This is a genomic window from Nocardia sp. NPDC051052, assembly GCF_044456045.1.
Taxonomy (GTDB): Bacteria; Actinomycetota; Actinomycetes; order Mycobacteriales; family Mycobacteriaceae; genus Nocardia.
This window is the reverse complement of record NZ_JBITFL010000002.1, coordinates 160960-175004: the sequence shown is the minus strand read 5'-3', so window position 1 is coordinate 175004 and position 14045 is coordinate 160960. Positions and strand designations below refer to the sequence as shown.

Sequence of the window (14045 nt, the reverse complement as noted above, 5' to 3'; positions counted from 1 at the left end):
GTTGACCTAATGCCGCGTCCAGAATGTCGGCGCGATACCGACCGAAGGCGCCCTTCATCGCCTCAGTCCGATTGAAGGGCCTTCGGTCGCTTCTAGTCGGATGACGTCCTCGGCGAGCTCAGGGCCCGGCGGACGGCGTTGCGGAGCCAGTGGTGGGCGCCGTCGGCGGTGTGCCGGGGGTGCCAGGCCATGCTCATGGTCAACGGCGGCAATGCCAGGGGGATGTCGAGGAGGTGCAGTCCGAGGGCGGTCGCGTCGTCGGTGAGGGGCGACGGGGCGGCGCCGGGGAGCGCGGCGGGGACGAGGCAGACGAAGTCGCTGCGGGCGGCGAGGGTCATGGCGGCCAGGTGACTGGGGAGCACGATGCTGACCCGTCGTCGCAGGTTGTGCTCGGCCAGTGCGGTGTCGAGCGGGCCGGTGAACCGGCCACGGCGGCTGACCGCGACGTGCTGGGCGGCCGCGAACCGAGCCGGGGTCAAGGGTTGTTCGGTGAGGGGGTGGCCGCGCCGGACGGCCGCCACCATGCGCAGACTGGCCAGTTCTTCGACCCGGGTTTCCGGATCTACATGGTCGATGGATCCGATCTCCAGATCGATTCGGCCGTCGCGGAGTGCGGATCCGGCTTCCAGCTCTTCGGCCCGCAGCCGAAACGAGACACCCGGCGCCTCCTGCTGAGCCAGTTGCAGCAGTCGGGGGACCAGTGCCGCGCCGACCAGGTCGGCGGCCTCGAGGGTGAAGGTGCTGGTCAGCTCGGCGGGGTCGACGCCGGCGCCGGGACTGAGCAGCGCGCCGAGGCTGCGGACCACCGCGGCGGCTTCGTCGCGCAGAGCCTCGGCGCGCGGCGTGGGCACCATCGTCTGTCCGGCCCGGACCAGCAGCGGGTCTTGCAGGATGCGGCGCAGGCGGGCGAGGGTGCGGCTCATCGCGGCGGGCGAGGTGTGCAGGCGTTCGGCGGCGCGGGTGACGCTGTGCTCGGCCAGCAGGGCGTCCAGCGCTAGGGCGAGGTTGGCGTCGATCACCGGTTTCGGGCTGTTCACCAGCATCATTCCATTTCAGTCAATAATTCAGTGCCGAAGTTCCCATTGTGGCAATGCGCGATTCTTCGCAGGATGACGGGTGTACCGATCCACCACGACTGCGAGGCTCTCATGATCGTTATTACTGCTCCGACCGGGAACATCGGCCGTCCCCTGCTCGCCACACTCTTGGAGTCAGCGGCCGAAGACTTGCGGGTGATCGTGCGTGATCCCGCGCGGCTCCCAGCCGCGGCGCGCGACCGCGTCGACGTGATCACCGGCTCGCACGGCGACGCCGACGTCCTCGACCGGGCCTTCGATGGCGCGGACGCCGTCTTCTGGCTCGTTCCCCCGGACGCCTCCCAGACGCCGCACGACGGCTTCAGCGGTTTCACCCAGCCCGCCGCCAAGGCGTTCGCCGCGCACGGCGTCGGTCATGTCGTCGGGGTCTCCGCGCTCGGCCGTGGTACGCCGGTCGCCGACCGCGCCGGCCTGGTCACCGCCACCCTCGCCATGGACGACCTCATCGCCGGCTCCGGCGTCGCCTACCGGGCGCTGGCCAACCCGTCCTTCTTCGAAAACTTCCTGGAGGACTGCGACTCGATCCGCGACGAGGGCGTGTTCGTCGATGTCGTCGATGCCGACCGCAAAGCACCCCTGGTCGCCGTCGCCGACATCGCGGCCGTCGCCGCGGGCCTGCTGCTGGACCGGTCGTGGACCGGCATCGACAGCGTCCCCGTGCTCGGCCCGCAGGATCTGTCCCCGAACGACCTGGCGCGCATCATGACCGAACAGCTCGGCCGTCCCGTCCGCTACGAACGCCAGCCGTTCGAGGAGCTGCACGCCACCCTCGCCGGCTATGGCCTCAACGCGGAGTTCGTCCAGGCTGTCGTCGACATGAAGCGGGCCAAGGACGCGGGCCTCGATGCCAGCGTCGTTCGCACCCCGGATACCGCGTCCCCCACCAGCTTCGAGCAGTGGTGCGCCGAGACGCTCGCGCCCGCTGTCCGCGGCTGAATCCCCAAGACCACCTACACCTTTGGAGGCACTCCTGATGTCCGCTGCAACAACCGAACCGCCGGTCACGGCGTTCATCCTCGTCAAGACCACACCCGAGTGGCTCGCGCTGACCATCCAGGAACGGGTGGACGCCTTCACCACCCAGGTCCTGCCCACCATCGAGGCCAAGACCACCGGCGTCCGGTCCCGCTTCTACGACACCGAGTTCTACTCCGCCCGCGTCACCGACGTCTGGGTATGGGAAGCCGACGATCACCAGGCCTATCAGCTTCTCATCGAGGCACTGCGCGAAACTCCGTTCTGGGACCGCTATTTCGAGATCGTCGACCTGCTGGTCGGCACCGAGAACGGCTACGCCCGGAACTATGGTCTCGACACCATAGCCACCATCACCACCTGACCTCACCGGCCTGGGCCGGTGTCCGCCGACCGGAGGGCATCGGCCGCTGACTCTGGGTTCGGGTGGCCTCGCCCCTCATCTATGGATTCAGGTCAGGTTTTCTGTTTCAGATACTTGCACTCTCATGGCTAGAGTGCTAAAACAAATGTGTGCCAGTTGGCATAGATTATCTGACTCGATGAAGAATGGAGTGTGTGGAGGTGGCGACCATGCTGATGCGTACCGATCCGTTCCGTGATCTGGACCGTCTCACGCAGCAGGTGTTCGGCACGGCGGCTCGGCCCGCGGTGATGCCGATGGACGCCTGGCGCGAGGGCGATGAGTTCCTGGTCGAGTTCGACCTGCCGGGGATCGACCCGAAATCGCTGGATCTGGACATCGAACGCAACGTGGTGACCGTGAAAGCGGCACGCCCGGAGCTGGATTCGGGGCGATCGATGATCGCTGCGGAACGTTCCCGCGGGGTGTTCAGCCGCCAGTTGTTCCTCGGCGAGGGCCTCGATACCGACCATATTCGCGCCGATTACACCGATGGTGTACTGCGCCTTGCCATTCCGGTCGCGGAGAAGGCCAAGCCGCGCAAGATCGACATCGAACACGCCGATCGGCGGCAGGCGATCAACGCCTGATCGGACTCCCGGAAAGCTATCGAATACCGCAGCGCTCTTCCTCCGGACGGGCCCGGCAACGGGCCCGTCCATCAGCGCACCCCGGTAGCCTTCAATCTCCGGATGCCCCGGCTCAGTAATGCGTTGTCCCACAGGCTCGGTGGGGTGTGTTCGGGATCCATCAGTTCGTTCTCCGCCAGCGGGCTGTCCTCGTCCGCGACGGTCCCCGGATCGAACCGCACCAGGGTCCGGCCGTCGCCGCGCAAGGTCTCGACGGTGCGCAGCAAAGACGAGGTCTCGGCGAGGGTAGCGTCGAACGTCGCGGGTTCGGCATCGAGATGCTCGCAGATCAGCTGGCGCCGGATGCCGAGAATGGTTTCCCGCAGCAGGTCACCGTTCGCGGTCGCGGTGGTAACCTCCACGGCCAGATCGCATTCGGTGTCGAAGCCCATCGAACGGTTGTTGAGATTCGACGACCCGACCCGCAGCAGCCGATCGTCCATCACCAGGACCTTGGCGTGCACGTAGATCGGCGCACCGGCCGCGGTGACGGGATAGTAGACGGCGCACCGGTTCTCGGTGTCGGCCTGCCACAACAGATGCAGTAGGCGACGACGGGCCCCGTCCATCGCCTGTTGCTCGAGCCAGCCGTCGGCATGCCGCGGCAGCACCAGCACGATCTCCGGGCCGTTCGGTTCGCGCAGGCGCGCGGCGATCGCCTCGGCGAGGGTGCGCGAAGCCAGGTATTGGCTTTCGATGTACAACGACCGCTTGGCGCCCGCGATCGCCGCCAGATACAGCGCTTCGATCTCCCGGACTTCGGTGCGATCGGCGAGCTCGGGGAAGGTCCGCGCGATACCGACGTCCACCGACCGCATCGTCGGCGCCAGCCCTTCCGGCCACGGTGTCTCCCCGGCGATCTCGTCGAGCGCGGCCAATTGCTGTCCCGTCGCCGCCTTCCATCGGGCCCTGGCCAATTCGCCGATCGCCTTCGCCGCGTCGCCGTCGACGGCGGTGGTCGCGTCGTGCCACGGTCCGTACCGGTTGCCGTTCGGCTTGGTGCGGTAGTGGTTGTCGTCGCGATGGTCGCTGGTGTCCCAGCGGTCGACGGTCATGTCGATGCCGCCGCAGAACGCGAGCGCGTCGTCGATCACCACGATCTTCTGATGGTGCGCCGAACCGAACGGGTGCGCGCCATCCATTTCGAAATGCAGCCGTCGATCGGTCAGCCAATTGGCGATGAAGATCGGTGTCATGCCACGGCTGATCGCCGCGAACGCGCCGACGTTCCATTTCAACAGGTAGATGTCGAGATCCGGGCGCTGTTTCGGCAGCCAGGACAAGAACTTGCCCAGCCGGTTGGGTCCGTCGAGGGTCTTGTCCTGCGGTTCGAATTTGATCCGGGTATCGAAGTCCCAGCCGATCAGCACGATGCGCTTGCGGGCCTGCAACATCGCGGACTTGGCATGGCGGAAATAGTCCGCCGCGTCCACAATGCAGGCCAGCCGGTCGGCGCCGGCGATCTGCCAGCAGGTTTCGCCGGGGGTGAGGATTTGTTGCTCGTCGCTCATGTGTAGTTGTTCTCCCGTCCGGCCCGACACCCGTCCCCGCAGGTGAACGAATCCACACTACTGAAGTTGGTTCGGCGGCCCTCTTCTCGGCGACCGGTCTGACAGTCCCCGACCCTGCCGACACACTCGAACATCGTGTCGCACAAGGGGCGGCCGTATTGGGGAGGGCTTCGCTCATAGATATTCGTCGTCGCTAATACTTGCCCTTCTCCGGCGCAACCCTGACCCACCTACTGCTTCGAACATCCCAAAATGCCCAGTGGCGGATGCTCACCGGCGTTGGGATTCGCGCAGTGTGGCCACCGTTGGCATGGCCGTTGTGGAGTATCTCGACGGTGAGCAGATCGTGGCGGCCAGGCGATCTGGCTATGGCCGTCAGAGCGCTTCAGGCGCATCCTGTGAAGTGCACAGAGTGGGCGAGCGTGGTCGGCATGCTGGGTTCTGGCCGGCGAGGAGGAACGCATGGAAAGCGCGCCGAGCAGGACGGCGATGTTTGCGGCCGTGTCGCGCGGATTGTTTCGCCTGGAGACGGCGTCGCCGTGGGTACTCGACGATGTGCTGGCCCTTGTGCTTGTCGGCCCGGTATGGCAGCAGTTGCGAGACCAGTTCGATCCGCTGTTCCCCGGTCCGGTCCGTCTCGAATCCCGCGCGGCTGTCTGCACCCGCAGCCGGTACGCCGAGGACCGGCTGGCTGCTGGCGCCTTCACGCAGTACGTGATTCTTGGCGCGGGACTCGACTCGTTCGCGTGGCGGAGGCCGGATCTGCTCGGCTCGCTGAAGGTGTTCGAGGTTGATCACCCTGCCTCCCAGGCCTGGAAGCTCGATCGGGTCAGGGAGCTCGGCCTGCCGCTCAGCGACTCGCAGGTATTCGTGCCGGCTGATTTCGAGGCCGGACCGGTTCAGGATGCGCTGGGCCCGGCCGGGTTCGACTGGGCGCAGCCGGCGATGTTCTGCTGGACGGGCGTCGCACCCTATCTGACGGCACAGGCGATCGAGTCGGGGTTGCGCACGATCGCGGCGGCTGCTCCCGGGTCTGAGGTGGTGTTCTCCTACCGGGCCGAGGACTGTGCGCTCGACGACGTGGGGACGGAATTCGCCCGTATCTACACGCCGATCGCGGCTTCTGTCGGCGAGCCTCTGCAACCTGGCTGGCCGGTATCCGAGATCGAGAGGCTGATCAGCCGGTGCGGGCTGAACGTCGTGGACCATCCCGCACGCGCAGACCTTCAGCAGCGGTACTTCGCCGGCCGTACCGATGGCCTGCGGCCCTATACCTTCGAGACCTTGGTGGCCGCGCGGGTCACCTGAGCGAGCGCAGGCCACGTCCGGCAACTTCACCCCTCTGCGAGGGCCAGGCGGTGACAGCACGGTAGAGGAGCACGGCAACCTCCGCCCGAGACCGGCCTTCTGGATATCGCGGCGGGTGGCGGCTATTGGAGCAATGAGGACTGCGCGAAGCTAGTGGAGGCAGTATGCAGTGCATTTCCGATCTTCTCGGCGACCGGTTTGACAGTCCCCGGCCCTGCCGACACACTCGAACATCGTGTCGCACAGGGGGCGGCCGTATTCGGGGAGGGCCTCGCTCATGGATGTTCGTCGTCGTCGCGCGATGTCGGTAGTGCTTGCGCTTCTCCTCGTCGCCGGGGTGACCGGCCGTTCGCGGGGTAGCGGGGGAGAGTACAAAGCCGGATTTTCGGAGCTACCCGCTCGCTGCTCCGACGCGTTGAAACCTGCCCAACAGGCCATCAAGGCGTTCGCGGGGGAGGCATACAGTTCTGCCGCCGAGTCGCAGGACGCCGACCGTGAAGTCGGGGACGCCAGCCAGAATTTGACCTGTGCGATGAAGTTCGGTGGCTCGGTGCTGCGTGAACCGGTCAAGCCGTACCGGACGCCGATGTGGCGAAATGTTTCGATTTCCTACTTCCTGTCCCTGTATCCCATCAAGGCAACCGACACCCGCAGAAACCTCGCGGACTATGTCGCTGGATCCACTCTGCCCAGCAGCCCGCGACCTACCTTCATCGGCGGTATCGGTGAGGACGCGATCACCTGGGTCAAGGAGTCGAAGGGCGATCCGCCTCGGGTCAGCGTGAAGTTCAGCATCAACAACCTGATCGTGACCGTCGAGACGTGGGGCAAGGACTGGTCCGGGGTTCCCGAGACCTTCCCCGTCGTCGACTCGCCGGAACTGCGCGCGGATCTGCGCACCGGTACCGAAGCGATCGCGAAAGCTATTGCGCAACAGGCGCCGTCGGCACTGCCCACGGCGATCCTTACCCAGCCCTCGTTGACGAGCGGCACCAGCACGCCCACGACTACGAAGGCACCCGATGCCCTCTGGGATCCTTGCGGGATCCCGGCCGACCGCCTGTCCGCCGCGGGACTCGATGTGAAATCGCAATTCCGCGGTGAGAAGGAATCCAGCAGTGCGATGTGTATGTGGCGCGGCGGTTGGTATCGGCTGCGGGTGTTCGACAGCCTCGCACCGTTCGAATGGTCGATCTACGAGGACTCCACCTATGTGCGCCCGAAGCCGGTGACCATCGGCGATCGCCACGCGGTCCAGGTGCGCTGGGACAATTCGCAGGATTGGTGCGTGCTGGCGTTCGAAATGCCCCGGGAAGCAAACCTTCCCGACGCAGGCGGTCAAACACTCACCTTCGAGGCCTCGTTGACCGAGGACCGTTCCCCCACCGAGCTGTGCGACGAGCTGACTCGCGTGACGACCGCCGTAGCAGCATCTCTACCCCCAACCTCCTGAGCGACCCGACGCCATCGTTCGAAACCGGCTGCCCGACTTGGTGGTCTGCGCGTCGCCCGTGGCGATTCTCGCTGGACCAGCGGGGACGGCTCGGCAAGGATGGCCGAATGGAGCTGGACGGGGAACTGGATCGAATCGCGGAGCAGCAGGATCGGTCGGCGACATTCGAGTTGATCGGGAAGCTGGCCGATCCCAGCGTCGGCGGCCCGGAACGGGAGCGGATCGGGTATGTGCTGACGCGGCTCGGCGACCCACGCGCGGTGGCGCGGCTGACCGGGATCGGCCGCGACCGGGAGCGTCCGGCCGAAGTGCGGGTGGCGGCGCTGCGGGTCCTGGAGAACGCGGGGATGTGCCCGGAGGGTGCTGAATTGCGCGCCTGGTGGAACACCGGGGATGACGTCGTTCGCGCCTGTGTACTGCGGCAGGCCGAGCGTGGCGAGGCCGATCTGCTCGAACCGGTGGCGCGCGATCCGCACCACCCGCTGCATCGGCACGCGCTGACCGGGATCGAATTCCGCTTCGAGGAACCGCGCTGGCAGCAGTACAAGATCCAGGCTCTCGACCACCCCGACCCGGAGGTGCGGCGGACGGCGGCCGACGTCCTGTGCTGGGACGAACCGGTGGCCGCCGAACCGGCTCTGCGCCGCGCCGCCGCCGACAACGACACCGGCGTGGCCCGCGCCGCCATCGACACGCTGCGCTACTACCAGAGCAGGGCCACGTTGCGGCTGCTCCATGAGATCGCCCAGGGTACTGGCGAAAGGGCCAGCGCCGCACAGGATTCCAAGGATGACATGCTCGTCGATTTCGAGAGCGCGCAGCTACGGATCCGAGACTGGGTCGCGCCCGTCGCCGACCTGCTCGGGCAGCCCGAACCCGAGACTCCGCTGCCGCCTACACCCGGCAGGCCCAAGCCGTCCGCGCCACCAGCAGCCGAGATATTCGCTGCGTACTCCGACCTCGACGGCCCGTGGGCGGCGAAACTGGACGCGTTGCACCACTACGACTGGACCCGTGTGCCCACCGTGGATCGCCCCGGCCTCGCCGCCTTTCTGTCCGGCCATCCGGACCAGGAGGTGCGAACCCTGTGCTGCTCCATCCTGTCGACCTGGCAGGAGGTGGATCCGCTGCTCGCACTCGCCCACGATCCGGAACTGGGTGTCCGAAAGTCCGCGGTCTACTACCTGCGGTTCGTGCCACCGTCTCGAGAGATAGCCACGCTCACTTGGGATTTGGTCGCCTCTGGCAAGGTCGCCAGTACCAGCGGCTACGAGGCACTGGCCACCTGCGCTGCCCATACGCCCCCAGGCGAGCTCGACGACCGGCTGATCGAACTGGCGCGCACCGATCTCCGGGAGGACATCCGCGCCGAGGCGGTATCCCAACTGGGCGATCACCTCGACCCACTGCTACCCCTGCTATCCGAACCACCTCTAGTGACATGGGGTGTGCACATCCGCATACTGAACGCCTGCGCCAAGTCAGCCCTGCACCCGCCCGCGGCCAGCGAACTGCGTGCCGTCGACAGTCTGCCGCTAGCCGCCGCTCTCGCCGATCTCGACCTAGCTCCGCCGTGCTGAACCTGTTGGTATAAGGGGAGATTCACAGAACCCCCATACCTCTCACAGGTACCTGGGGCCTTGTGAGGGGTACGGGGGGTCTGTGGCAACCACGGCTGCGTCGAGGTCATCTTGGCTGACGCGACTGCGCGGCCAGGCGGACGGCGTCTTCGATCCGGCCTGCCCCGATGAGTTCGCCGAGGAACAGTGACTGGATGGCGCGGCACAGTGCTTTTCGGTCGACCTGCTGGGTTTCCGCGGCGAGGGCGTGTAGCGCGAATCCGTCGATCAGGGCGACGAAGGATTCGGCCGCGCCCTCGGGGTCGCTCGCTCCTGCCGCGCCGAGCGCGGTGACGGCCACTCGCCGCAACGCCGCCAGCGCCTCGGCTACCGCGCCGCGCTGTGCCGGGTGACGGCCTGCGTGCAGCATCGCCTCGATCATGGCCATGGTTTGCGTGCGGTCCGCGGCTACAGCATCGGCGAAAAGTGTTGGCATGTCGGTGATGTCGTGGTCGGCGGCGGTGAGCGCGTCGTTGAGCGCGGTCAGCACCCGCACCCGTTCGGCGATGAATACCCGCAACGCCTCGGCGGCGAGTGCGTCGATCGACTCGAAGAAGTAGCTGATGGTGGCCAGCGGCACCTCGGCTCGCTCGGTCACCGCCCGGTGGGTAACGCCGGCCATGCCCTGCTCGGCCACCACCTCGACGGTGGCCCGGACCAGCGCGTCACGGCGCGCCACGCCTGCGGCGCGATGACGCCGGGCGTGCGCGGCAGGGGGTTGTTTCGGATCTGTAGCGGGCATGGTGTCGATGGTAGCCACCTGGACGCCATTGTCTGGAAGAATTTCTAGACTTTGCTGTGCGGGTCGGGCATGCTGGGGAAACGAACGCGTCAACGCCAGGAGTATCAATAACGCCAGGAGTATCAATGCGGATACATCACCTCAATTGCGGAACACTGCGTCCACCCTCGCCGCGGCTGGTCAACGGCACCGGGTCATTGTTCGGTCGCGGAAAATGCGTCTGCCATTGCCTGCTGATCGAAACCGACAGCCAACTCGTGCTGGTCGATACCGGCATCGGCACCAACGACATCGCGCAACCGACGAAAACCCTTGGCGCCGAATTCGTCTGGGGCGTCCATCCGGTGCTGGATCCCGAGGAAACCGCGATCAGGCAGATCGAGGAACTCGGCTATGCCGCGGGCGACGTCGGGCACATCGTGATGACACATCTCGATATCGACCACACCGGCGGCCTCCCGGATTTCCCGCACGCCACCGTGCACGTCAACACCGACGAACTGGAAGCGGCCCGCAGGCCGCTCACGTTCATGGAACGCAGGCGCTATGCGGGTGCGTCCTGGGCGCACGGCCCGAAATGGGCCGAGCATCGCGTCGAGGGCGCCGAATGGTTCGGATTCCGTGCCGTCCGCGAATTACCCGGCCTGCCCGCCGAAATCCTGCTCATCCCACTGGACGGCCATACCCGCGGCCAGGCCGGCGTCGCGATCGACACCGGCGCCACCGAGGGCCCGCGCTGGTTGCTGCACGCCGGTGATTCCTACGACTACCACGGTCAATTGGACCTCGACCCGACCTGCCCACTCGGCCTCAGAGTCTTTCAATACGCTATGCAGTCCAACAGGTCCAACCGGCTGCACAACGTCGAACGCCTCCGTGAACTCGCTACCACCGGCGAGGCCGACATCTTCTGCGCCCACGACCCCGTCGAATTCGATCGCTACGTGTCGAATACGCCGGTGTCCCATGGGTTGGTGCACGCCAGGTAGTTGCCGGAATGCGGTCCCACCATCCCGCGCGACTATCGGGCGCGTTCGCGGACCACGCGAGCAATGTCGATGCGGTCGACGAGGCGCGCCGCTGGTAGCTGGGATAGGGCGGCCGCGGCGAGGACCGCGACGACGGCGAGTACCGGCGGCAGTACGCCGATGGACAGCTGGAGGGTGAACATGTCGCTGCTGAACGAGTGCAGGAACGCCCATGCGGCGGCGATGCCCGCGACAATCCCGAAGGGCACCGCAAGCATTGTCGCGGTGAGGTTTTCGATGGCGAGCGCGGCGGTGAGCCTGCGCACCGGCACCCCGGTGGCGCGCAGCGTAGCCAGTTCGATGGTGCGCTCGGCGAGGTTGACGGTCATGGTCACGTAGATGACGGTAAAGGCGAGCACGGCGCCGAGAATCAGCATCACGATGATGAAAATCCAGAACAGGCCGAGAAATTCGTTCGCCTGATCTTCCAGGGCGTGGGTGTCGGTGTACGCGACCACGCCGGGCAGTGAGGTAATGGTGGCCCGCAGCGCGTTTCGATCGGCGTCGCCATCGAATCGGAGCAGATATCCCCGTAGACCCGCGCCGCCGAGCTGACCGGCGGTGGCGTTGGTGGCGTAGAGGATGGTGCCGAGCGGTTCGTCGACGAAGCCGGCCAGGCGCTGCCGGGTCGGTGCGCCGAAGGGCGAGGTCACCGTCACGGTATCGCCGACGCGGATGCCGAGGCGGTCGGCAAGCGGTGCGCCCGCGAGTGTCCCGTCGGTGGGCAGCGTTGCCGCGTCGCCGTCCGAAGTGCGAAAGCCGTGCATCGTGGTGTCCGGAGCCAGTCCGTCGAGCACGGTCGAGTAGGACTTGTCGTTCGCGGCGACCGTCACCGGCGTGAACGTGGCCTGCTCGACGGCGGTGACGCCGGGCAGCGCCCGCAGCGCGGCGTCCGGATCGGCCGCCGCAGGCGCGAGGTATACCGTGGCGTCTTCGCGTTGCACCTGATGGAACTGGATATCGAGCGCAGTGCGCATGCTGGTGAGCATGCCGACCGAGGCCAGGATGAGGATCAGCGCGAGCACCGTGCCGATCATGGTTGCCACCGTTCGGCGCCGCCCACGCGAGAGCGAACGCACGGCCATCCGGATGACCACGGGCATCCGATGCCATCGTGCGGACAGCCGGGCGAGCGGCCCGACGCGGGCCGCGCGAACGGTGTCGCCGCGCATCGCCTCGGCGGGGGCGATGCGGGCCGCGGCGATGGCCGGGCCCAGCCCGGCGATGACGCCGGTGAACAGGCCGAGCGCGAAACCGACCAGCGCCGTGGGTATTCGGTGTTCGACGACGGTATCGGGGATGCCGATCGCGGAGGTGTAGGCGGCGGTGACGGCGGCGGTGGCGACGAACCCGCCGAGGACACCGAGCACGGCGCCGACGGCGGCAATGCCGACGCCGTAGCTCACGTAGTGGCCGACCACGGTGCGGCGGCGCGCTCCCATCGCCAGCAGGGTGCCGATGATCGGTCGTTCGGCCTGGACGAATCGGGTGATCAGCACGTATTCGGCGATGGCCGCGGCGGTCAGGAACAGGGCGGGGAAGCCGAGGGCGAGTTGGGTGAATCCGTCGAGGTCTTCGTGTAGCGCGGCGTTCGAGGGCTGCTCGGCCTGTGTGGTGACGGCCGTCGCGCCTGCTGAACGCAGCCGATCCGCGACCTGGTCACGGTCGGATGATGTTGCCGTGCCGCTCATTTCGACCAGGGTCTGATTGGGCCTCGGCTGTCCGGACAGGCTTTGCGCCGCGGGTTGGGTGGCGAAGGCGACCGCGAAGGCGTGTGGGTCGGCCAGTATTTCCTGGCGATTGCGTGCGGGCCACAGGTATTCGGCGGAGCGAGCGATGCCGGAGATGGTGACGGCGTGCCAGGCGGTGCCGTCGAATACCTGGAATCCGCCGCCGACGCGCAGGCCGAAGGTGTCGGCGGCGTGATGTTCGATCACCACCTGATCGGCGCGATCCGGATCTGGCAACCGGCCCGCGGTGAGCTGGATGTCGTTCACGCGCGGCGCCGTTGCCGAGAGACCGATGACCCGGCCGAGGAGTTTGGTGTCGCCGATCGCGAACGGAACATCGGCTTGGGTTCGCTCGGCGACCTGCGCGACACCGCTCGTCGCGCGCACCGACGCGGCGATCGCGCCGGGATCGCCGCCGTCGGCGGTCAAGTCGGCGAAGTGCAGCCGATCGTAGGTCTGCCCGTAGGACGTCGCGAGGTTGCGGAAGGAGTCGTAGCTGGCGACGAACAGCAGCACCCCGAGGAGCACGGTCGCGGTGATTGCGCCGACCTGTGCGACGCGCCTGCGGAGATCGCGCAGAATTTTCCTGGGCAGCACTCGATTCGGCGCGAGCACGGCACTCACCACCGGAGGGTGGCCGCGTCGACCGGGTTGGCGTTGGTGTCCTCGGCGGTGACCGTGCCGTCGCGCATGCGGATCACGCGGTCGGCGATCTCGGCGACTACTTCGTTGTGGGTCACCATCACCACGCCGCGACCCGCGCGACTGGTGTGCTGCAGTAGCTCGAGCACCTCGCGTCCGGTGGCGACATCCAGTGCGCCGGTGGGTTCGTCGGCGAGCAGCAGATCGGGGTCGGTCGCCAACGCGCGGGCGATCGACACCCGCTGCTGCTGACCGCCGGACAGCTCGGCGGGAAAATGGTCCGCACGGTCGGACAGCCCGACCGCGGCCAGCAGGCCGGCGACTCGGCGCCGGTCGCCTCGGCCGGTCAGCTCGACGATGACCTCGACGTTTTCCCGCGCGGTCAGGCTGGGAATCAGGTTGAAGAACTGGAAAACGAATCCGACGTGGTCGCGCCGGAAGGCACCGAGCTGGGCCGGGTGCTTGGTCGAGATGTCTTGGCCCGCAACACTTATCGATCCCTCGTCGGCGGATTCGATACCGCCGATGATATTGAGCATGGTTGTCTTGCCCGACCCGCTCGCGCCCAGTATCGCCACCAGTTCCCCCGGCGGAATATCGAGATCGATATCGGTGAGTGCGTGCACGGCGGCTTCGCCCGTCCCGTAGGTCTTGCTGACCCCGTGCAGCCGGATGCCACCGCGTCGGCTTCGGCGTGCTGCTCGCCGACCGATTACTGTCCACATATCAGACGCTCGGGTATCACCTGCGGCTCGAATTGCGCCCGGGCACAGCGATAGTGGTGGTGATAGCGATGCTGGTGGCGGCCGCGATGATTCAACTTCCGTCGCTGCGCCGGATCTACGAACTCGATGTCGCGCGGGTGGTGCACGAGCGGGCGCTGTGACGGTTGCGCTCTATTCATCGGG

The 14045-nt window shown here is 66.9% G+C and carries 13 protein-coding genes; 8 read left to right on the top strand and 5 right to left on the bottom strand.

Annotation, left to right across the window (positions count from 1 at the left end; genetic code table 11):
• Nucleotides 1–92 precede the first annotated feature (92 nt).
• Nucleotides 93–1016 carry a LysR family transcriptional regulator gene (locus ACIBCN_RS05850; protein ID WP_396991144.1) on the bottom strand — a complete coding sequence of 308 codons (924 nt, stop codon included), beginning with the start codon at nt 1014–1016 and terminating at the stop codon, nt 93–95.
• A 93-nt stretch (nt 1017–1109) separates the two neighbouring features.
• Between ACIBCN_RS05850 and ACIBCN_RS05845 the strand changes: the two genes are divergently transcribed.
• The 3 genes from ACIBCN_RS05845 to ACIBCN_RS05835 all read left to right on the top strand — a co-directional run bounded on the left by ACIBCN_RS05845 (nt 1110) and on the right by ACIBCN_RS05835 (nt 3065).
• The gene (locus ACIBCN_RS05845; RefSeq protein ID WP_396990350.1) at nt 1110–2033 is read left to right on the top strand and encodes an NAD(P)H-binding protein; all 924 of its coding nucleotides are present in this window, start codon (nt 1110–1112) and stop codon (nt 2031–2033) included.
• A gap of 37 nt (nt 2034–2070) precedes the next feature.
• On the top strand, nt 2071–2436 hold the full coding sequence (locus tag ACIBCN_RS05840; RefSeq protein ID WP_396990349.1) for a darcynin family protein: 366 nt from the start codon (nt 2071–2073) through the stop codon (nt 2434–2436).
• 209 nt (nt 2437–2645) lie between these two features.
• Nucleotides 2646–3065 carry an Hsp20/alpha crystallin family protein gene (locus ACIBCN_RS05835; RefSeq protein ID WP_396990348.1) on the top strand — a complete coding sequence of 140 codons (420 nt, stop codon included), beginning with the start codon at nt 2646–2648 and terminating at the stop codon, nt 3063–3065.
• Nucleotides 3066–3136: 71 nt separating this feature from the next.
• On the opposite strand, the gene ACIBCN_RS05830 is transcribed toward ACIBCN_RS05835, so the two are convergent.
• On the bottom strand, nt 3137–4615 hold the full coding sequence (locus ACIBCN_RS05830; RefSeq protein ID WP_396990347.1) for a phospholipase D-like domain-containing protein: 1479 nt from the start codon (nt 4613–4615) through the stop codon (nt 3137–3139).
• A gap of 462 nt (nt 4616–5077) precedes the next feature.
• Here ACIBCN_RS05830 and ACIBCN_RS05825 point away from each other — a divergent pair, with 462 nt between their 5' ends.
• The 3 genes from ACIBCN_RS05825 (at nt 5078) to ACIBCN_RS05815 (ending at nt 8956) form a co-directional block, all read left to right on the top strand.
• Nucleotides 5078–5923: a class I SAM-dependent methyltransferase gene (locus tag ACIBCN_RS05825; RefSeq protein ID WP_396990346.1), complete on the top strand. Its 846-nt coding sequence runs from the start codon at nt 5078–5080 to the stop codon at nt 5921–5923.
• Nucleotides 5924–6200: 277 nt separating this feature from the next.
• Nucleotides 6201–7376 carry a DUF3558 family protein gene (locus ACIBCN_RS05820; protein WP_396990345.1) on the top strand — a complete coding sequence of 392 codons (1176 nt, stop codon included), beginning with the start codon at nt 6201–6203 and terminating at the stop codon, nt 7374–7376.
• 107 nt (nt 7377–7483) lie between these two features.
• Complete coding sequence (locus tag ACIBCN_RS05815) at nt 7484–8956, top strand: HEAT repeat domain-containing protein (protein WP_396990344.1); 1473 nt, start codon at nt 7484–7486, stop codon at nt 8954–8956.
• 106 nt (nt 8957–9062) lie between these two features.
• Here the strand turns inward: ACIBCN_RS05815 and ACIBCN_RS05810 are convergent, their stop codons facing one another.
• Complete coding sequence (locus ACIBCN_RS05810; RefSeq protein WP_396990343.1) at nt 9063–9737, bottom strand: TetR/AcrR family transcriptional regulator; 675 nt, start codon at nt 9735–9737, stop codon at nt 9063–9065.
• 125 nt (nt 9738–9862) lie between these two features.
• Here ACIBCN_RS05810 and ACIBCN_RS05805 point away from each other — a divergent pair, with 125 nt between their 5' ends.
• Nucleotides 9863–10726: an MBL fold metallo-hydrolase gene (locus ACIBCN_RS05805; RefSeq protein WP_396990342.1), complete on the top strand. Its 864-nt coding sequence runs from the start codon at nt 9863–9865 to the stop codon at nt 10724–10726.
• A 32-nt stretch (nt 10727–10758) separates the two neighbouring features.
• On the opposite strand, the gene ACIBCN_RS05800 is transcribed toward ACIBCN_RS05805, so the two are convergent.
• Both ACIBCN_RS05800 and ACIBCN_RS05795 read right to left on the bottom strand, forming a co-directional pair.
• Nucleotides 10759–13119: an ABC transporter permease gene (locus ACIBCN_RS05800; RefSeq protein WP_396990341.1), complete on the bottom strand. Its 2361-nt coding sequence runs from the start codon at nt 13117–13119 to the stop codon at nt 10759–10761.
• Complete coding sequence (locus ACIBCN_RS05795; RefSeq protein ID WP_396991143.1) at nt 13116–13850, bottom strand: ABC transporter ATP-binding protein; 735 nt, start codon at nt 13848–13850, stop codon at nt 13116–13118. The genes ACIBCN_RS05800 and ACIBCN_RS05795 overlap by 4 nt, the downstream gene beginning before the upstream one ends.
• Between ACIBCN_RS05795 and ACIBCN_RS05790 the strand changes: the two genes are divergently transcribed.
• Entirely contained in the window at nt 13832–14023 is a 192-nt protein-coding gene (locus ACIBCN_RS05790) for a hypothetical protein (RefSeq protein WP_396991187.1), read from the top strand. The two genes, ACIBCN_RS05795 and ACIBCN_RS05790, sit on opposite strands and share 19 nt — an antisense overlap.
• The last annotated feature ends 22 nt before the right edge of the window (nt 14024–14045 follow it).